Consider the following 17,031-nt stretch of genomic DNA (forward strand, 5'->3'; position numbering starts at 1 on the left):
GGGACCGTGGCAGTCCTCGCGCTCGATACGTCAGCCGCCGTCGCGGTCGCCCTCGTCGGGGAAGGCGGTGAACGGCTCGCCGTGCGCTCCGCGGACGAGAGACGTCGGCACGCCGAGACCCTGGCCCCCCTCGTCAGCGAGGTGCTCGCCGAGGCCGGCGTGGACCGGACCGCGCTGACCGCGGTCGTCGCGGGCACCGGTCCGGCTCCGTTCACGGGCCTGCGCGTCGGGCTCGTCACGGCCCGCACGCTCGCGCTCTCGCTCGGGATCCCGGCCCTCGGGGTCTCGGGGCTCGACGCGATCGCGGCGCAGGCCGTGAGCGACCTGGGCCTGACGCCGGGCGACGAGGTCCTCGCGACCGCCGACGCCCGCCGTCGGGAGGTCTACTGGGCGCGCTACCGCGTCGTGGCGCACGAGGGTCCGCACGCGACCCCGGTCGTCGAGCTCGTCGCCGGGCCCGACGTCGGTCCGGCCGCGGGGCTGGCCGACCAGGCCGCGGGCGCCGTCGTCGTGGGCGAAGGGGCCGCGCTGTACCCGGAGCACCTGCCGCTCGCCGAGGACGCGCCCCTCGTACCCGACGCGACGGTCCTCGCGCGGCTCGCGATCGCCCGCCGCGACGCGGGCGTCGAGCAGCCCACCGAGCCGCTGTACCTGCGCCGTCCCGACGTCCAGGAGCCGGCCGCGCGCAAGCGGGCGAGCGACGCACCGCCCGCGGTGACCCCGACGGGGGCCGGGGCGTGAGCGCGCACTACGAGGTCAAGCTCCGGCCGCTGCGGGCTGCGGACCTCCCGCGCGTCGTGCGCCTCGAGCAGGAGCTGTTCGGGTCGAGCGCCTGGACCTACGGCATGCTCGCCGAGGAGCTCGGGGCGCTGGGCCGGTGGTACGTCGCGGCCGAGCCCGTCCGCCTCTACGCCGCGGGCCCCCAGGAGCTCATCGGCTACGCGGGGCTGTGGTTCGACGGCGACGTCACGCAGATCATGACGATCGGCGTGGACCCGCAGTACCAGCACCTCGGCATCGGGTCGGTGCTGCTGACCGCGCTGATCGACCGTTCGCGCCAGGTCGGCGCGAGCGCGGTGCTGCTCGAGGTCCGCGTCGACAACGACGCCGCGCTGGCCATGTACGGCAAGTTCGGGTTCGAGCAGCTCGGCATCCGCAAGCGGTACTACCAGCCCGAGGACGTCGACGCGTACACCATGCGCCTCGAGCTGACCGACGACTCGGCGACGGACGACGCGCCCGCAGCCGAGATCCGTGACGCAGCGGTGCCCGACGAGCCGGGCGTCGCGTGAGCGCACGCGACGCGGTGCTCGTCCCGGCGCGGGCGCTGCACGACGAGATGGCGGCGGGCACGGGCGACCTGGTCCTGCTCGACGTCCGCTGGGCGCTCGGTGTCACGGACGGCCACGAGCAGTACCTCGCAGGGCACCTGCCCGGCGCGGTGTTCGTGGACCTCGAGACCGAGCTCGCCGCTCCGCCGTCGCCCGCGCGAGGGCGGCACCCGCTCCCGGACCTCGCCGACCTCGAGGCGGCAGCGCGTCGCTGGGGCGTGCGCGCGGGCTCCCGGGTCGTCGCGTACGACGCGGTGGGCGCCACGTCGGCCGCCCGCGTCTGGTGGCTCCTGCGGTGGGCGGGTCTCGCCGACGTCCGCCTCCTCGACGGCGGCCTCGGTGCGTGGACCGGCGCGGGCTTCGCGCTCGAGCAGGGCGAGGTCGTCCCCGTCCCGGGGGACGTCGTCCTGTCGGAGGGCGAGCTCCCCACGCTCACGCCCGACGACGCAGCGCACCTGGCGTCGTCGGGCGCGGGACTGCTCCTGGACGCCCGCGCGGGCGAGCGCTTCCGGGGCGAGGTCGAGCCCGTGGACCCGCGTGCGGGGCACGTGCCGGGAGCCGTGAGCGCCCCGACCGTCCAGAACCTGGGGCCCGACGGCCGGTTCCTCGGCGAGGACGCGCTGCGCGAGCGCTTCGAGGCGCTCGGGGTGCGCGCCGACGGTGAGCAGCACGTCGGTGTCTACTGCGGGTCCGGGGTCACGGCCGCGCACGAGGTCGCGGCCCTCGCCACGCTGGGGGTCGACGCCGCGCTCTACGCGGGCTCGTGGTCCCAGTGGTCCAACGACGAGACCCGCCCCGTGGCCACGGGGGCCTGACCGGACGGGTCTCGGGTCGTGCTCGGCACCGCGACGCGCGGGGCGTCGGAGCACGGGTCACGCGGTGCCGCGGTACCTCAGAGGGTCTGCGACGCCTGCTCGAACGTGAGGCGCGTCTGGCGCGGGTAGGTCGCGCCCTCGCCGGCCGGGGTGCCGACGTTGATGACGACGAGCGACTTCCAGCCGTTCTCGCCGAAGAACTCGGCGTCGATGCCGGCCGCGTCGAACCCGCCCATGGGACCGACGTGCAGACCGGCAGCGCGCAGGCCCACGATGAAGTAGCCGACCTGGATCAGCGCGGACGTGCGCGACATCCCGGCGCGCGTCTCCTCACCGGCGGCCTCGAAGTTCTCCTTGGCGCCCTCCATGTGCGGGGCGAGGACCGGGAGGAACTCGTGGAAGTTCGTGTCGGCCGCTGCGACGATCGTGAGCGGCGCGGCGAGGGTCTTGGCCTTGTTGCCGTCCGCCATGTGCTCGACCAGGCGCGCACGGGCCTCGGGGTCACGAACCACGAGGAGGCGCAGCGGCACGGTGTTCATGGCGGTCGGTCCCCAGCGGACCAGGTCGTAGGCGGCCTGGATCTTCTCGTCCGGCACGGCCTCGTCCTCGAACGCGTGGACGGTGCGGGCCTCGCGGAACAGCAGGTCGGCGGTCGAGGCGTCGATCTCGAGCAGGTCGTCGAAAGCGGCGTCGATGGGGGTGAAGGTCTCTGTGCTCATGCCTCGGTCAACAGTTGAAGGATCAATCACTCTTCCCGATCCGGGCCGTGACGTGCGACACAGCGCAGGGGGCTCCCGTCGCACGACGACCCCTGCGGCACGACTACGCTGGGAACCATGGTTTCTGGCGGTACCTCTGACAGCCTCGGCGCCCCCCTCGTCCTCGGCATCGAGTCCTCCTGCGACGAGACGGGGGTCGCGCTCGTGCGCGGCCGCGAGCTCCTCGTGGACGCGGTCGCGAGCTCGATGGACGAGCACGCCCGCTACGGCGGCATCATCCCCGAGGTCGCCTCGCGCGCCCACCTCGAGGCGATGATCCCCACGATCCAGCGCGCGCTGGGCGAGGCGGACGTCGACCTCTCGCAGATCGACGCGATCGCCGTCACGGCGGGTCCCGGGCTCGTGGGCCCGCTCACGATCGGCGCCTCGGCCGCCAAGGCGCTGTCGATCGGCCTGAACAAGCCCCTGTACGGCGTGAACCACGTGATCGGGCATGCCGCGGTCGACGAGCTGGTCCACGGTGAGTTCCCCGAGCGCGTCATGGCGCTCGTGGTCTCGGGCGGGCACTCGTCGCTGCTGCTCGTGGACGACATCGCGACCGACGTGACCGAGCTCGGCTCGACGCTCGACGACGCCGCGGGCGAGGCCTTCGACAAGGTCGGTCGCCTCCTGGGCCTGCCCTACCCCGGCGGGCCCCACGTCGACCGCCTCGCGCGCGAGGGCGACCCGACCGCGATCCGCTTCCCGCGCGGGCTCACCGCGCGCAAGGACCAGGAGAAGCACGCGTACGACTTCTCGTTCTCGGGCCTCAAGACCGCGGTCGCCCGCTGGGTCGAGGCACGCGTCGACAGCGGGCTCGAGGTGCCCCTGAACGACGTCGCGGCCTCGTTCGCCGAGGCCGTCGCGGACGTGCTCACGGCCAAGACCATCGCGGCCTGCCAGCGGCACGGCGTCGAGACGCTCGTGGTCGGGGGCGGGTTCAGCGCCAACTCGCAGCTGCGCGACATGGCCGCGAAGCGCTGCGCCGAGGCGGGGATCGACCTGCGCATCCCGCCCATCCGCTACTGCACCGACAACGGCGCCATGATCGCCGCGCTCGGCTCGGCCGTGGTGCGGGCGGGCGTCGCGCCGTCGGGCCTCGACATCCCTGTCGACTCCTCCATGCCCCTGACGACCGTCACGGTCTGATCTGCCCCGACGACCGTCACGGTCTGAACCGCGCGCGACGCCGCGTCAGCGCGCGGCGCGCAGCACGAACGTGACGTCGCTCGCGTCGTGCGCGGCCGGGCGGCCCTCGTCGTCCTGGACGTCGACGACCTCGAGACCGGCTGCCCGGGCCAGCTCCCGGAAGCCGTCGCGGGTGTACCAGTGGATGGTCCACACGCGCTCGTCGACCGTGCTCAGCCCGTCCAGGACCCGCTCGTAGCGCAGCGTGCTGCGCTGGACCTGGGTCTTCTCGTCGCGCTCCTCGGAGATGACCCCGACGCGCAGGACCGCGCCGTCGTCGCGCGTCGTCCCGCGCGCCAGGCCGAGCTGCTCGGTCGGTGTCGGCGACGGGACGAAGAGCGGGACGATCGCGGTGCCGTCGAGGGTCAGGTGGGTCCGGATGCGGCGCAGCGCGGCGAGGGCGGTGTCGTCGTCCGGCAGCAGGTTGAACGTGGGGCCCGCGAGGAAGATCGAGCGGAAGCTCCGGTCGAGGTCGAGCTGCTCCATGCGCTGGTGGTGCACCACGACGTCGATCCCTTCCCGGGCCGCGAGCTCGCGGCACCGCGCGAGCATGTCGGCCGACGAGTCGACGCCCTCGACGTCGAGGTCGAGCGCGCGCAGCGCGAGGAGCGGGTCCCCGTCCCCGCACCCGAGCTCGAGGGCCGGCTCGCCCGAGTCCAGGACGAAGCGCGCGTAGCGCTCGGGGTCCTCATGACCCGACTTCAGGGGCGAGTAGAGCTCGACGACGAGTCCGGTGTAGAAGTCCGCGGGATCCATGCGCCCATGCTCTCAGCCACCGCCACCCAATTGTTCGGACCCTCGGGCGGGGCGCGCGGGTGGACTTGATACCGTGCCACCTGGCCGACGCGACCGCCGCGGGGGCAGTACGGAGAGCTCATGGACCCCGCCCGACCCGGCCCGGCAGGACCGGCGTACCCGGGCCCGCCGTCGGGGTCGGTGCCCGCGACGCCCGGCAGCGCCGCCGCTGCGTGGCAGAGCGCGCAGGCGTGGCACGCGTACGCACGCACCCAGGCCGGGCCGGCCCAGCAGCACGCCCTGGCAGCGTCGGCGCACTGGTTCGCGGTGCACCGCACGCTCGCCGCCCAGGAGTCCGCGCGAGCCGGCTGGGCAGCGCACCCGACGCCCCCTGCGGTGGCACCGACCGGGCTGGCACCTGCACCGGGGCCGTCGTCGGCCGCCGGCCCGGCCTGGGGCACAGCCGGTCACCACGGGCCCCCGGCCCCTGCTGCACCCCCGGTATACCCTGCCCCCGGCGCGCCGCAGCCCCCGCGCCGCCGAGGGCCCGCGCTCGTCGGAACCTTCGTCGCGATCGTCGGTGTCCTGGTGCTGATCGGCATGGTCCTCGGCGTGGTGCGGTCCGCGCAGCAGGGCCTCGCCGAGGTGTTCGACAACCCCGCGCCGACCGTCCCGGCGATCGACGGCTGGGTCGCGCCCGAGCCGGTCCCGGAGCCCGCCACGGACCAGGTCCCCGCGACGGGCGACGTCGACCCGGCTCCGGGCGACCTCACCGCGGACGGGACGGACCTCCCACCCGGCGCGGGCATGGAGGAACGATGGAAGCAGGGCGAGTACGCGCTGCCCGTGCCGGACGACCTGCTCACGGCTTCCCCCGGTACCCCCTTCGCGCCCGGTCAGCCCGACCCGACGCGATGGCTCGTCGACCTCAACGCGGCCAACGAGGGCCTGCGTGTGGTGTTCACCGACGACAGCACGTACAACTGCGGCATGGACTGGATCGTCGAGCGCGACATGCGCGAGTCGGGCGTCGCGGGGTGCTACGACCCCGACTACCCGACGACCCTGTTCATGTACTGGGGACCCGAGGCGAGCGCCGCGGCGAAGGAGTTCGTGCTCGCGCACGAGCTCTCGCACCTCATGCAGTGGTGGCACCGGTTCGACGTCGTCCAGTCCGCGGGCGACGCAGGACTGCGGGACGACGAGGACTGGAAGACGGTCGTCGAGTCGGACGCGACCTGCCGCGTCCTGTCCTGGGGCGGCTACTCGCAGGAGGTCGCGGACAGCTCGTCGTCGCCGTGCACGGCCCCCGACTGGTCCGAGGACTGGCTCGCCGAGCAGGCTGCGGCACGCGGGGTCACGATCACGGACTACTGACCGGGCGCACCCGAGGTGCGCTCCGGCGTCGGGCACGTCGCGGCTACAGCGGGCGACCCGCCCGCATCTCCGCGACGAGCGCGCGCACCACGGCGTCCAGCTCGCCGCCGTTGCGCCGCGCCACCGCACGCTGCCGCTGGTACGACGCGCCACGGCGCAGGATCACGCGGACGTCGTCGAGCTCCTGGAGACAGCCGAGCCGGGCCGCGACGGGCTCGAGCTCGACGAGCAGCTTGGCCACGGCCTCGGTCACGAGCTCCTCGTTGCCCGCCCGGTCGAGGATGATGATGGCGTCCATCCCGTACCGGGCCGAGCGCCACTTGTTCTCCTGGGCGAACCAGGCCGGGATGGTCGGGAGCTCCTTGCCCTGGTCGAGCAGCGTCGAGAGGTGCTCGACCAGGCAGTGGTTGAGCGCCGCGAGCGCGAGGACCTCGGTGAGGTTGGTCGCGCCGTCGCAGATGCGGGTCTCGAGCGTCCCGAACCGCGGCGACGGGCGCAGGTCCCAGCGGACCTCGTCGAACTGGTCGATCACGCCCGTGTGGATCATGTCCCCGACGTAGCCCTCGAGCTGCTCCCAGGTCTCGAACTGGAAGCCCAGGCCGGCCGTCGGCAGCTGCTGGAACATGAGCGCGCGGTTCGATGCGTAGCCCGTGTCCTTGCCGCCCCAGAACGGCGACGAGGCCGAGAGCGACTGCAGGTGCGCGAAGTACCCGAGCATGGCTCGCGAGATGGGCAGCACCTTGCTGCGGTCCTCGATCCCGACGTGCACGTGCACGCCGTAGATGAGCATCTGGCGGCCCCACCACTGGGTGCGGTCGATGAGGGTCGCGTAGCGCTGCTTGTCGGTGACCTTCTGCTGGGCCCAGCGCGCGAACGGGTGCGTGCCCGCGCTCATGAGCTCGACGCGCAGCGGGTCGGTCAGGACGCGGATCTCCTCGATCGCGGCCTCGAGGTCGCGGCCGGCGTCGCCGACCGTGCGGCACACGCCGCTCACGACCTCGACCGTGTTGAGCAGCAGCTCCTGGCGGATGTGCGGGTGCTGCGAGCCGTCGGTGGGCTCGACGGCGTCGAGCACGGTCTGGGCGACCTGGCGCAGGTCGCCCGAGTCCTTGTCGACGAGCGCGAGCTCCCACTCGATGCCGACGGACGAACGCTCGGACCGGGCGAAGGGAAGGTGCACCGATCAGCCCCTTTCAGGAGGCGTGGGGGAGTCGAGGATGTTCGTGCCGTCGGGCCGGATCAACGGTTCGACGACCAGGACCTGCTGCGAGCCGGCGATCCGGGTGAGGACGACGGTCGCCTCCGCGGTGCCGCGGAGGTCGAGCTGCTTGCGGAGCTGTTCGGGCACGACGGCCGTGCCCCGCTTCTTGATGGTCAGGCGTCCCACGCCACGCTCGCGCAGGTAGGCCTTGAGCTTCTTGAGGCTGAAGGGCATGACGTCCAGGACGCGGTACCCGGTCGCGAGATCAGCACTGTCGGCGCTGCCGACCGCCGCGCGCGGAGCGGGGGAGTCCGTGGTCACGTAGGCGATGGTCCGGTCGAGCAGGCGCCCGCCCAGCTCCGCTGCGGCCTGGGCGACGAGCCCTGCGCGGATGATCGCGCCGTCGGGCTCGTACAGGTAGTGCCCGACGGCGCCCACGTCGGGGACGAGCTCGTCGTCACCCTGGGAGCGGCGCAGGGTGCGCGACGTGGTGCGGCGCGTGCCGTCGTCGTCCGTGACGGTCCGCAGGACCAGCGCGGTGCGCCCAGGCCCCTCGGGGGCGAGCGGGCCGAACCACAGCGCGGCCTCGACCACGTCGCCGTCGACCGAGACCCACTGCGTCTCGGCGTCGGTCGGCAGGCCCGCGTGCGGGATGCCGGGGCCGACCTTGATGCCGACCGCGGGCACGACCGAGCGCAGGGCCCAGACGTCGTCGAGCGGGGGAGCGTACGAGCGCGGGTCGAAGATCCGGGTGCCCGAGCGGGTGCGGCGCGCGGGGTCGGCGAACACGCCGTCGACGCCCTCGGTGGCCAGGTCGATGCTCAGGCCGTCCGCGTGACGGACCTCCGCCTCGGGGAAGTGGCGCAGGTTGACCGTGGCGATCGACGCCGTGACCTCGTCGATGTCCGTCGCGAGCACGCGCAGACCGGTCCCGGCGAACGTCATGGAGTCCGCACCGATGCCGCACGTCAGGTCGGCGACCTTGGTCACCCCGGCCGCGTGGTACCGCTGCGCGTGGCGCGCGGCGACCACGAGCCGCGTGGCTTGCTCGAGGCCGTCCTGGGTGAAGAGCATGCCGTCGGCGAACGTGTCGAACTTCAGGTGCGCCTTGGCGCGCAGGCGCGACTGGGTGAGAGCCGCCGCGGCGAGCTCCGGGTCGACCCCCTTGGCCCGCAGGCCGGTCGCGAGCACCATGGCCTGCCGCTCGTCGTACGGGGGGAGCGCGTTGAGGAGCGCCCACCCCGTGGGGCTGAGCAGCTTGGTCAGTGCCGACGCGTCCATGCGTCGATCTTTCCACGCCCGGCACGCGTTGGCACTCGCCTTGACCGAGTGCTAATGCGGACCTAGATTGTGCGTAGGACGTTCAGGCCCTCGGGCGTGGACGAACACCAGAGCGACACCCGCCGGTCCGGCACCCGCGACGACGGACGGCAGGCAGCGCTCGACACTCATCCGTTGCAGTTCTCATAGCGAAAGGGGAGGTCCGACGTGTCGGTCCCCATCAAGCCGCTCGAGGACCGGATCGTCGTGAAGGCCCTCGAGGCCGAGACCACGACCGCATCCGGCCTGGTCATTCCGGACACCGCCAAGGAGAAGCCCCAGGAGGGCGAGGTCCTGGCCGTTGGTCCGGGTCGTATCGACGACAACGGCAACCGCGTCCCCCTGGACGTCGTCGTCGGCGACAAGGTCATCTACAGCAAGTACGGCGGCACCGAGGTCAAGTACGGGGGCCAGGAGTACCTGGTGCTCTCCGCGCGCGACATCCTCGCCGTGGTCGTCGCCTGATCATCGGCTGACGGCTGGCAGCTGCCAGCACGAAGGGCCCCGCAACCTCGGTTGCGGGGCCCTTCGTCATGTCAGGGGTCTGCTGGGTCCTCGGAGTGGTGCAGGTCGTGGTGAAGCTGGTCGTGGTGCGGGCCGACGGGGGCGTGGCGACGCGCAGGTCGCGCCCGGGGCCAGGCGGCAGGTCAGGCGGTCTTCGAGACCCCGGCCAGGATCGCGGAGCGCTCGTCCTCGCTGAGGCCGCCCCACACGCCGTACGGCTCGCGGACCTTGAGCGACTGCTCGCGGCACTGCATCAGCACGGGGCACGAGGCGCAGATGGCCTTGGCTGCTTCCGCGCGGCGTCGTCGGGTGGAGCCTCGCTCGCCCTCCGGGTGGAAGAAGAGGGTGTCGTCCGCGTCGCGGCACGAGCCCTGGTACTGCCATTCCCACAGTTCCATCACCGGTCCGGGGAGCCTCGAGATCTCTGTCATGTCGAACAACCTACAAGCGTTGCAGAAGTTGTTCAAGTAGCAGGGGTGGATGAGTTTCTGACCGGCTTTGCCTCTGTGTGCACCGATTCACGGTGAACCTGGCGCGAACTACGGCGTTGTCCACTGTGTGACAGGACACACCGGGCTCGCGGACCGAGACACGCCGCGCCCGAAGTGGCGAGGGGGTGAGCCGGTCGGCAGAATCGGTGCATGACTTCACTCCGGTCCGCCCCGACCTCCGGCGGGCCCCGACGGAAGGTGACCGAGGTTCCTGCACTCGCTGTCGCAGCCGTCGCCAAGAGGCTGGGCGTCGCCCCCGCCACCCTGCGTACCTGGGACCGTCGCTACGGTCTGGGTCCCTCCGAGCACACTGCCGGTTCGCACCGGAGATACACCGCCGACGACGTCGCGCGCCTCGTCATCATGCGTCGCCTCACGCTCGAGGGGGTCGCGCCCGTCGACGCCGCGCGCGCAGCGCTCGACGCCGACGAGGCAGAGCTCGCGCTCGAGAGCAGCCCGGTCGAGCAGCCCACCGCCGCCGACGACGACTCCGCCGAGGCCGGGACCGAGGGCGAACCGTCGGGCGAGACGCCCGGTGGGGGCCTGCGCCTCCTGCGCGCGGTCCCTCGCGGTGCGGACGACGAACCGGTGCGCGTCGGCGCGATCCGCGCCGCGGGCGTGTCCGACGTGGTCGACGCCGCGATCTCGTTCGACCAGAAGCGGTGCGACAGGCTCCTGCGCATCGCACCCGGCACCGATCCCGGTCAGTGGTGGTCGAGCCTCGTGGAGCCGGCCCTCCATCGCATCGCCGAGCGCACGTTCCTCGCCTCCCCGGGAGAGATGCCGGAGGTCGTCTTCAGCAACGCGACCCTGGCCGCGCTGCGCGAGTACACCCAGCAGTCCGAGGCCGCCCTCGTCGCGGGCGGCGGACCTCCGCCCAACCACCCGAGCAGGATGCGGCGCATCGTCCTCATCTTCGCGGCGCCGGGGGAGCAGGTGCCGCTCGCGGCCCACGCGCTCGCCGCTGCCCTGGGGGCCCAGGGAGCGATGGCCCGCATCGTGACCGGGTCGGCCACCATGCACCGCTCGCTCGAGCTCGTCGCCATGGTGCGTCCTGCGGCGGTCGCGGTCGTGACGACCCAGCCCCGGCCGGACCTCGACGTCGTGCGGACGGTGCACGAGGCGAACCCCGACCTGCCCATCTTCGTCGGGCTCCAGAACGACGAGGCGGCGACGGATCTGCCCCTCGCCGCGACCGTCCAACGGGTGCGCAGCTTCACGGGGCTCCTCCACGAGGCGCTCGCCGTCGTCCGGTGACGCGTGGCACGTGCGCACCGGAGGCAGGCCTCCCGGCCGTCCGGTGGCGGGACGGCCGGGAATATGTCAGAGGCCCTCGGCGTAGAATCTTGATGTGACCGACTCTCTCGCAGCCCCCGCACACGACCCCTTCGGATTCACCGGACTGACGTACGACGACGTCCTCCTGCTCCCGAACGAGACGGACGTCATCCCGAGCGAGGTCGATACGACCGCGCGGCTGACGCGCGAGATCTCCATGTCCTCGCCGCTGCTCTCGGCCGCGATGGACACGGTCACCGAGTCGCGCATGGCGATCGCGATGGCACGCCAGGGCGGGATCGGGATCATCCACCGCAACCTGTCGATCGAGGCGCAGGCCAAGGAGGTCGACCTCGTCAAGCGGTCGGAGTCCGGCATGATCACCGACCCGGTCACGGTCGGCCCGGAGGCCACGCTCTCCGAGCTCGACGCCCTGTGCGGTCAGTACCGCGTCTCGGGGCTGCCCGTGGTCGACGAGACCGGCAAGCTCCTGGGCATCATCACGAACAGGGACCTGCGCTTCGTCAACCCCGCGGACTTCGCGGAGCGTCGCGTCTTCGAGATCATGACGCCCATGCCCCTCGTGACGGCCCCGATCGGCATCGCGCGCGACGACGCCGCAGCGCTGCTGGCCAAGCACAAGATCGAGAAGCTCCCCCTCATCGACGCAGAGGGCCGCCTGGGCGGGCTCATCACGGTCAAGGACTTCGTCAAGACCGAGCAGTACCCGGGCGCGACCAAGGACGACGAGGGTCGTCTGCGCGTCGGTGCCGCGATCGGCTTCTTCGGTGACGCCTGGACGCGCGCGACGGCGCTCGCCGAGGCCGGCGTCGACGTCCTCGTCGCGGACACGGCCAACGGGCACGCCCGCCTCCTGCTCGACATGATCCGCAAGCTCAAGGCGGACCCGGCGTTCAAGGACGTCCAGATCATCGGCGGCAACGTCGCGACGCGCGCAGGCGCGCAGGCGCTCGTCGACGCGGGCGCGGACGGCGTGAAGGTCGGCGTCGGGCCGGGCTCGATCTGCACGACCCGCGTCGTCGCGGGCGTCGGCGTCCCGCAGGTCACCGCGATCTACGAGGCCTCGCTCGCGTGCCGCCCGGCCGGCGTCCCGGTCATCGGGGACGGCGGCCTGCAGTACTCGGGCGACATCGCCAAGGCGCTCGTCGCCGGAGCCGACACGGTCATGCTGGGCTCGCTCCTCGCGGGCTGTGACGAGAGCCCCGGCGACCTCGTGTTCGTCAACGGCAAGCAGTACAAGCTCTACCGCGGCATGGGCTCGATCGGCGCCATGGCCTCGCGTGGCAAGAAGGTGTCCTACTCCAAGGACCGCTACTTCCAGGCGGACGTCGCGAGCGACGACAAGATCGTGCCCGAGGGCATCGAGGGCCAGGTGCCCTACCGCGGCCCGCTCGGTGCGGTCGCCCACCAGCTGGTCGGTGGCCTGCACCAGTCGATGTTCTACGTCGGCGCGCACACCATCCCCCAGCTCCAGGAGCGCGGCAAGTTCGTGCGCATCACGCCGGCCGGGCTCAAGGAGTCGCACCCGCACGACATCCAGATGACGGTCGAGGCGCCCAACTACACGGGACGCTGACCCGCTCCTCCCCCGACGTCAGAACGGGCGTGACCCCTGGTGGGGTCACGCCCGTTCCGGCGTGCAGAGGCCTTCAGTCGCGGAAGGTCTCGATCCGAGCGCCCAGCTCGATGAGGCGCTCCTGGAGCTGCTCGTAGCCGCGCGAGATGATGTCGACGTTGCGGAGCACCGAGGTGCCCTTCGCGGCGAGCATCCCGAGCAGGATCACGACCGCGGGGCGCAGAGCGGGCGGGCAGCTGACCTCGGCGCCCGACCAGTGGGTGGGGCCCGTGATGTCGAGGCGGTGCGAGTCGAGCAGGCGGACGTCGGCCCCGAGCCGGGTCAGGTCCGTCAGGTGGATGGCCCTGCCCTCGTAGACCCAGTCGTGGATGAGCGTGTGGCCGCTCGCGCACGCGGCGATGACCGCGAAGAACGGCAGGTTGTCGATGTTGAGCCCTGGGAACGGCATGGGGTGGATCTTGTCGATCGGGGCGTGCAGCTCGCTCGGGTGGACCGTCACGTCGACGAGGCGCGTGCGTCCGTTGAGCGCCAGGTACTCGGGCGTGAGCGAGTAGCGCAGCCCCATCTCGGAGAGCGTCGCGAGCTCGATCTCCATGAACTCGATGGGCACGCGGGCCACGGTGATCTCCGAGCCGGTCACGATCCCCGCGGTCAGCAGGCTCATGGCCTCGACCGGGTCCTCGGAGACCGCGTACTCGACGTCGGCGTCGATGTCGGTGCGGCCGTGGATGCGCAGGGTCGTGGTGCCGATGCCCTCGATGCGGACCCCGACGAGCTCGAGGTAGAAGCACAGGTCCTGGACCATGTAGTTGGGGCTCGCGTTGCGGATCGTGGTGACGCCGTCGCGCGACGCGGCCGCCATGATCGCGTTCTCCGTGACGGTGTCGCCGCGCTCGGTCAGGACGACGCTCAGGTCTTCCGAGCCGCCCGGGGTCACGAGGGCCTCGTAGTTGCCCGAGGCCGCCGTGACCGACAGCCCGAACGGGCGCAGCGCGATCATGTGCGGCTCGACGGTCCGCGTGCCCAGGTCGCAGCCCCCGGCGTAGGGGAGGGCGAACTCGCGCTCGAGGCCCAGGAGCGGGCCCAGGAACATGATGATCGATCGAGTGCGACGAGCCGCGTCGACGTCGATCGAGGCCAGGTCGAGCTGCTCGGGCACGACGATCTCGAGGTCGCGGCCGTCGGTCGACCAGGTCGCCTGCACGCCGATGCTGCGCAGGACGTCGACGATGCGGTCGACCTCGACGATGCGGGCGACGCGCCGCAGCGTGGTCCGGCCGCGGTTGAGCAGCGACGCGCAGAGCAGGGCGACGGCCCCGTTCTTCGAGGAGTTGACCTCGATGCGTCCGGACAGCTCGTGTCCGCCGCTGACCCGCAGGTGCGAGTGCTTGGGGGCTCCGAACGTGATGATCTCGGAGTCGAGGGCTGCGCTGATCCGCGCGAGCATGTCGAGGCTCACGTTCTGCGAGCCCTGCTCGATCCGGTGGATCGCGCTCTGGCTGGTGCCGAGCCTCTCGGCGAGCTGAGCCTGGGTCAGGCCCTTGTTCTGGCGCGCGCCGCGGATGAGCGCGGCGACCTGTGCGAGGTGCTGGGGTGCTTCGTCGACCATGGTCATGGACCGACCGTAACTCATGCATGAGATATTGACGCGTCGATCCTGGCGTGTGGCGGCAGTTTCACGAGATCATCACGCCTGGCTCATCTGTTCTATGAGTTCAAGGCGGCGTGTCGCCGCTGGTCAGGACGGCCAGGCGGTGCTGGCTCCCGCCCCGACGTACCCCTGCTGCTGGCGCCAGGAGTTGAAGTTCTCCGCCCAGGCGCGGTGGGCCGTGATCTGGTGACGGTGGAGCGCGTCCAGGTCCTGGTCCACGATCTCCGGGAACGTGCGGGTCATGGCCTCGAGCACGTCGAGGGTCGCCAGGACGTCGACGTCCGCGGTGTGCAGGTTGCCGCCGTCGAACACGCCGTAGTGCGCGCACAGGTCGCCGAGCTTGCGCTTGCCCTTGCGGTAGCGGTCGAGCGAGCGGTCCAGCACGAGCGGGTCGATCACGGGGGTGACCTCGCGGCCCAGGCGCTCGCCGAGCGTCGGCAGGGCGTGCCGCGTGAGCTCGGCGTCGAGCAGCGAGAGGTCGAACGCGGCGTTGAACGCGACGACCGGTACCCCCAGCGCGAGGTCCGCGGCGATGAGCGACGCGATCTCCTCGAGCGCCGGGCCCGGGGCCTCCCCGTGCTCGACCGCGTGCTCGGTCGAGATCCCGTGGATCGCCGCGGCCTCCGCGGGGATGGGGACGCCCGGGTCGATCAGCCACGTCCGTACCTCGGTGCTCTCGCCCGGCACGCGCCGGACGAGGGCCGCGGTCACGATGCGGTCGTTGTGGACGTCCACGCCGGTGGTCTCCGTGTCGAAGCCCAGCAGGGGCCTGGTGGTCCAGCTCATCGTCGTGCTCCTTGCGGTGGTCCTGTGGACGGCGGGCCCGGCCGACTGCGCCGTGCCCGACCTGTCCTGGTCTCTGGTGGTGAGCATGCCAGCGGCCACTGACACGGGCGCCCGCGCGTGGCACGGGGCGCGTGCGCGGCGTCCAGGGTGAGGCCGGGCCTCGTCCGGCACCGCGGCAGCCTCGTCGGCCCGGTCCGTCCGGCGGGCTCCAGGGTGCCCGGGGCTGGACGTGCGGAGTCCACCCGGCGGCACGGGCGGGCGGGGGAGCGGCGTGGGCCGGTATCCTCGTCGGGTGAGCAACGAGATCGAGATCGGTCGTGGCAAGCGCGGACGGCGCGCCTTCTCCTTCGACGACATCGCCGTGGTCCCGTCCCGGCGTACGCGTGACCCGGAGGACGTGTCGGTGGGGTGGCAGATCGACGCCTACCACTTCGACCTGCCGATCCTGGCAGCACCCATGGACTCCGTCATGAGCCCGTCGACCGCGGTCGCCCTGGGCAACGCGGGCGGTCTGGGCGTCCTGGACCTCGAGGGCCTGTGGACGCGCTACGAGAACCCGGAGCCGATCCTCGCGGAGATCGCGACGCTCGACGCCGCGAGCGCGACGCGCCGCATGCAGGAGGTGTACGCCGAGCCGATCAAGGCCGAGCTGATCACCCAGCGACTCAAGGAGATCCGCGCGACGGGCGTCACGGTCGCCGGCGCGCTGTCCCCGCAGCGCACGCAGGAGTTCTACAAGACGGTCGTGGACGCCGGCGTGGACCTGTTCGTCATCCGTGGCACCACGGTCTCGGCGGAGCACGTCTCGGGCAACGCCGAGCCGCTCAACCTCAAGCGCTTCATCTACGAGCTGGACGTCCCCGTGGTCGTCGGTGGCGCCTCGACGTACACCGCGGCCCTGCACCTCATGCGTACGGGTGCCGCGGGCGTCCTCGTCGGGTTCGGCGGCGGCGCGGCGCACACGACGCGCGTGAGCCTCGGCATCCACGCCCCCATGGCGACGGCCGTCGCGGACGTCGCGGCTGCCCGCCGCGACTACCTCGACGAGTCGGGCGGCCGGTACGTGCACGTCATCGCCGACGGCGGCGTGGGCCGCTCGGGCGACCTGGTCAAGGCCGTCGCGTGCGGTGCGGACGCCGTGATGCTGGGTGCCGCCCTGGCGCGCGCTTCCGAGGCTCCCGGGCGTGGTTGGCACTGGGGTTCCGAGGCGCACCACCCGCAGCTTCCCCGCGGCGAGCGTGTGAGCGTCGGCACGGCCGGCACGCTCGACGAGATCCTGTTCGGCCCGGGCCGCCAGGCCGACGGCACGCTCAACCTCGTGGGTGCGCTCAAGCGCGCCATGGCCACGACGGGCTACTCCGACCTCAAGGAGTTCCAGCGCGTCGAGGTCGTCGTCTCGCCGTACCAGCCGCGCTGATGGCTCCGGGCCGCATCCGCGACGGGGTCGCTCTCACGAACGCCCTCGCCGCGGGTGCGCCCGACGCCGCGACCGAGCACCTGCGGGTCGGCGGCGTGGACTTCCGTGAGATCGCCGACGACGACGTCGAGCAGGTCGTCGCCCTGTGGGACGAGTGCGGTCTGGTGCGCCCGTGGAACGACGCCCACCGGGACGTCGCGGACGCGCGGGCCAACCCGACGTCCACCGTCCTGGTCGCGCACGGCGAGAGCGGGGCCGTCGTCGCGACGGCGCTGGCCGGCTACGAGGGGCACCGCGGCTGGATCTACTACGTGGCGGTGGCGCCCGCGCTCCGGGGCGCGGGACTCGGCAGGGACGCCGTCGTGGCGGCCGAGGCGTGGCTCGTGGCAGCCGGTGCCCGCAAGGTGCGGCTCATGGTCCGCACGACCAACGCCCCCGTCCTGGGGTTCTACGAGCAGCTGGGCTACTCCGACGCCGAGTGCACGGTCCTGGGGCGAGACCTCGTCTGAGCCGGACCAGTGCGTCGGGCCCGGCGCCGAGCCCGAGCGTGACCGGTCGGCTCGGTCGAGCCGCCCGGCGCGC

The 17,031-nt window shown here is 72.5% G+C and carries 17 protein-coding genes; 10 read left to right on the top strand and 7 right to left on the bottom strand.

Annotated features, from left to right (window positions below; genetic code table 11):
* Nucleotides 1–6: 6 nt before the first annotated feature.
* The 3 genes from tsaB to ASE27_RS18070 are packed head-to-tail and all read left to right on the top strand — an operon-like array spanning nt 7 to nt 2,146.
* Nucleotides 7–741: a tRNA (adenosine(37)-N6)-threonylcarbamoyltransferase complex dimerization subunit type 1 TsaB gene (gene tsaB / locus ASE27_RS18060; protein WP_056653851.1), complete on the top strand. Its 735-nt coding sequence runs from the start codon at nt 7–9 to the stop codon at nt 739–741.
* Nucleotides 738–1,292, top strand: coding sequence for a ribosomal protein S18-alanine N-acetyltransferase (rimI, locus tag ASE27_RS18065; protein ID WP_056653855.1), 555 nt, complete (start codon nt 738–740; stop codon nt 1,290–1,292). Before tsaB ends, rimI begins: the two co-directional genes overlap by 4 nt.
* A 47-nt stretch (nt 1,293–1,339) precedes the next feature.
* Nucleotides 1,340–2,146, top strand: coding sequence for a sulfurtransferase (locus ASE27_RS18070; protein ID WP_056653987.1), 807 nt, complete (start codon nt 1,340–1,342; stop codon nt 2,144–2,146).
* Between the two features lie 77 nt (nt 2,147–2,223).
* On the opposite strand, the gene ASE27_RS18075 is transcribed toward ASE27_RS18070, so the two are convergent.
* Nucleotides 2,224–2,865 (bottom strand): malonic semialdehyde reductase, encoded by a 642-nt coding sequence (locus ASE27_RS18075; RefSeq protein ID WP_056653860.1) that lies wholly within the window; start codon nt 2,863–2,865, stop codon nt 2,224–2,226.
* Between the two features lie 117 nt (nt 2,866–2,982).
* Between ASE27_RS18075 and tsaD the strand changes: the two genes are divergently transcribed.
* Entirely contained in the window at nt 2,983–4,053 is a 1,071-nt protein-coding gene (tsaD, locus tag ASE27_RS18080) for a tRNA (adenosine(37)-N6)-threonylcarbamoyltransferase complex transferase subunit TsaD (protein ID WP_056653863.1), read from the top strand.
* A 45-nt stretch (nt 4,054–4,098) separates the two neighbouring features.
* Here the strand turns inward: tsaD and ASE27_RS18085 are convergent, their stop codons facing one another.
* Entirely contained in the window at nt 4,099–4,848 is a 750-nt protein-coding gene (locus ASE27_RS18085; protein WP_056653866.1) for a class I SAM-dependent methyltransferase, read from the bottom strand.
* Between the two features lie 120 nt (nt 4,849–4,968).
* Between ASE27_RS18085 and ASE27_RS18090 the strand changes: the two genes are divergently transcribed.
* A complete protein-coding gene (locus ASE27_RS18090; RefSeq protein WP_056653870.1) occupies nt 4,969–6,204 on the top strand; it encodes a hypothetical protein in 1,236 nt (411 codons plus the stop codon).
* Nucleotides 6,205–6,247: 43 nt separating this feature from the next.
* Here ASE27_RS18090 and ASE27_RS18095 read toward each other — a convergent pair whose 3' ends face one another.
* On the bottom strand, nt 6,248–7,384 hold the full coding sequence (locus ASE27_RS18095) for a glutamate--cysteine ligase (RefSeq protein WP_056653873.1): 1,137 nt from the start codon (nt 7,382–7,384) through the stop codon (nt 6,248–6,250).
* Between the two features lie 3 nt (nt 7,385–7,387).
* Nucleotides 7,388–8,686 (bottom strand): class I SAM-dependent methyltransferase, encoded by a 1,299-nt coding sequence (locus ASE27_RS18100; protein WP_056653876.1) that lies wholly within the window; start codon nt 8,684–8,686, stop codon nt 7,388–7,390.
* A gap of 207 nt (nt 8,687–8,893) precedes the next feature.
* Here ASE27_RS18100 and groES point away from each other — a divergent pair, with 207 nt between their 5' ends.
* Nucleotides 8,894–9,190 carry a co-chaperone GroES gene (gene groES, locus ASE27_RS18105; RefSeq protein ID WP_056653879.1) on the top strand — a complete coding sequence of 99 codons (297 nt, stop codon included), beginning with the start codon at nt 8,894–8,896 and terminating at the stop codon, nt 9,188–9,190.
* A gap of 182 nt (nt 9,191–9,372) precedes the next feature.
* Here the strand turns inward: groES and ASE27_RS18110 are convergent, their stop codons facing one another.
* On the bottom strand, nt 9,373–9,660 hold the full coding sequence (locus tag ASE27_RS18110) for a WhiB family transcriptional regulator (RefSeq protein WP_056653881.1): 288 nt from the start codon (nt 9,658–9,660) through the stop codon (nt 9,373–9,375).
* A 210-nt stretch (nt 9,661–9,870) separates the two neighbouring features.
* Here ASE27_RS18110 and ASE27_RS18115 point away from each other — a divergent pair, with 210 nt between their 5' ends.
* Nucleotides 9,871–10,977: a MerR family transcriptional regulator gene (locus ASE27_RS18115; protein ID WP_056653884.1), complete on the top strand. Its 1,107-nt coding sequence runs from the start codon at nt 9,871–9,873 to the stop codon at nt 10,975–10,977.
* A 94-nt stretch (nt 10,978–11,071) separates the two neighbouring features.
* A complete protein-coding gene (guaB, locus tag ASE27_RS18120) occupies nt 11,072–12,595 on the top strand; it encodes an IMP dehydrogenase (protein WP_056653888.1) in 1,524 nt (507 codons plus the stop codon).
* A 73-nt stretch (nt 12,596–12,668) separates the two neighbouring features.
* Here guaB and ASE27_RS18125 read toward each other — a convergent pair whose 3' ends face one another.
* Both ASE27_RS18125 and ASE27_RS18130 read right to left on the bottom strand, forming a co-directional pair.
* Complete coding sequence (locus tag ASE27_RS18125; protein ID WP_082609110.1) at nt 12,669–14,210, bottom strand: UDP-N-acetylglucosamine 1-carboxyvinyltransferase; 1,542 nt, start codon at nt 14,208–14,210, stop codon at nt 12,669–12,671.
* Nucleotides 14,211–14,333: 123 nt separating this feature from the next.
* Complete coding sequence (locus tag ASE27_RS18130) at nt 14,334–15,032, bottom strand: exonuclease domain-containing protein (RefSeq protein ID WP_056653891.1); 699 nt, start codon at nt 15,030–15,032, stop codon at nt 14,334–14,336.
* A 292-nt stretch (nt 15,033–15,324) separates the two neighbouring features.
* On the opposite strand from ASE27_RS18130, the gene ASE27_RS18135 reads away from it, so the two are divergent.
* Both ASE27_RS18135 and ASE27_RS18140 read left to right on the top strand, forming a co-directional pair.
* Nucleotides 15,325–16,449, top strand: a complete 1,125-nt coding sequence (locus ASE27_RS18135; protein WP_056653894.1) for a GuaB3 family IMP dehydrogenase-related protein — start codon at nt 15,325–15,327, stop codon at nt 16,447–16,449.
* Complete coding sequence (locus ASE27_RS18140; protein WP_082609111.1) at nt 16,449–16,958, top strand: GNAT family acetyltransferase; 510 nt, start codon at nt 16,449–16,451, stop codon at nt 16,956–16,958. Before ASE27_RS18135 ends, ASE27_RS18140 begins: the two co-directional genes overlap by 1 nt.
* Nucleotides 16,959–17,031 lie beyond the last annotated feature (73 nt).

It is taken from the genome of Oerskovia sp. Root918 (assembly GCF_001428945.1).
In the GTDB taxonomy this organism is placed as follows: Bacteria; Actinomycetota; Actinomycetes; order Actinomycetales; family Cellulomonadaceae; genus Oerskovia; species Oerskovia enterophila.

Bases quoted from the DNA above. Each gene is read 5' to 3' on its own strand.
- ASE27_RS18085 (WP_056653866.1), bottom strand. From the start codon at position 4,848: ATGGATCCCGCGGACTTCTACACCGGACTCGTCGTCGAGCTCTACTCG.
- ASE27_RS18070 (WP_056653987.1), top strand. From the start codon at position 1,340: ATGGCGGCGGGCACGGGCGACCTGGTCCTGCTCGACGTCCGCTGGGCG.
- ASE27_RS18125 (WP_082609110.1), bottom strand. From the start codon at position 14,210: ATGACCATGGTCGACGAAGCACCCCAGCACCTCGCACAGGTCGCCGCG.
- ASE27_RS18130 (WP_056653891.1), bottom strand. From the start codon at position 15,032: ATGAGCTGGACCACCAGGCCCCTGCTGGGCTTCGACACGGAGACCACC.
- ASE27_RS18075 (WP_056653860.1), bottom strand. From the start codon at position 2,865: ATGAGCACAGAGACCTTCACCCCCATCGACGCCGCTTTCGACGACCTG.
- ASE27_RS18115 (WP_056653884.1), top strand. From the start codon at position 9,871: ATGACTTCACTCCGGTCCGCCCCGACCTCCGGCGGGCCCCGACGGAAG.
- ASE27_RS18100 (WP_056653876.1), bottom strand. From the start codon at position 8,686: ATGGACGCGTCGGCACTGACCAAGCTGCTCAGCCCCACGGGGTGGGCG.
- ASE27_RS18090 (WP_056653870.1), top strand. From the start codon at position 4,969: ATGGACCCCGCCCGACCCGGCCCGGCAGGACCGGCGTACCCGGGCCCG.
- ASE27_RS18110 (WP_056653881.1), bottom strand. From the start codon at position 9,660: ATGACAGAGATCTCGAGGCTCCCCGGACCGGTGATGGAACTGTGGGAA.
- tsaD (WP_056653863.1), top strand. From the start codon at position 2,983: ATGGTTTCTGGCGGTACCTCTGACAGCCTCGGCGCCCCCCTCGTCCTC.
- ASE27_RS18140 (WP_082609111.1), top strand. From the start codon at position 16,449: ATGGCTCCGGGCCGCATCCGCGACGGGGTCGCTCTCACGAACGCCCTC.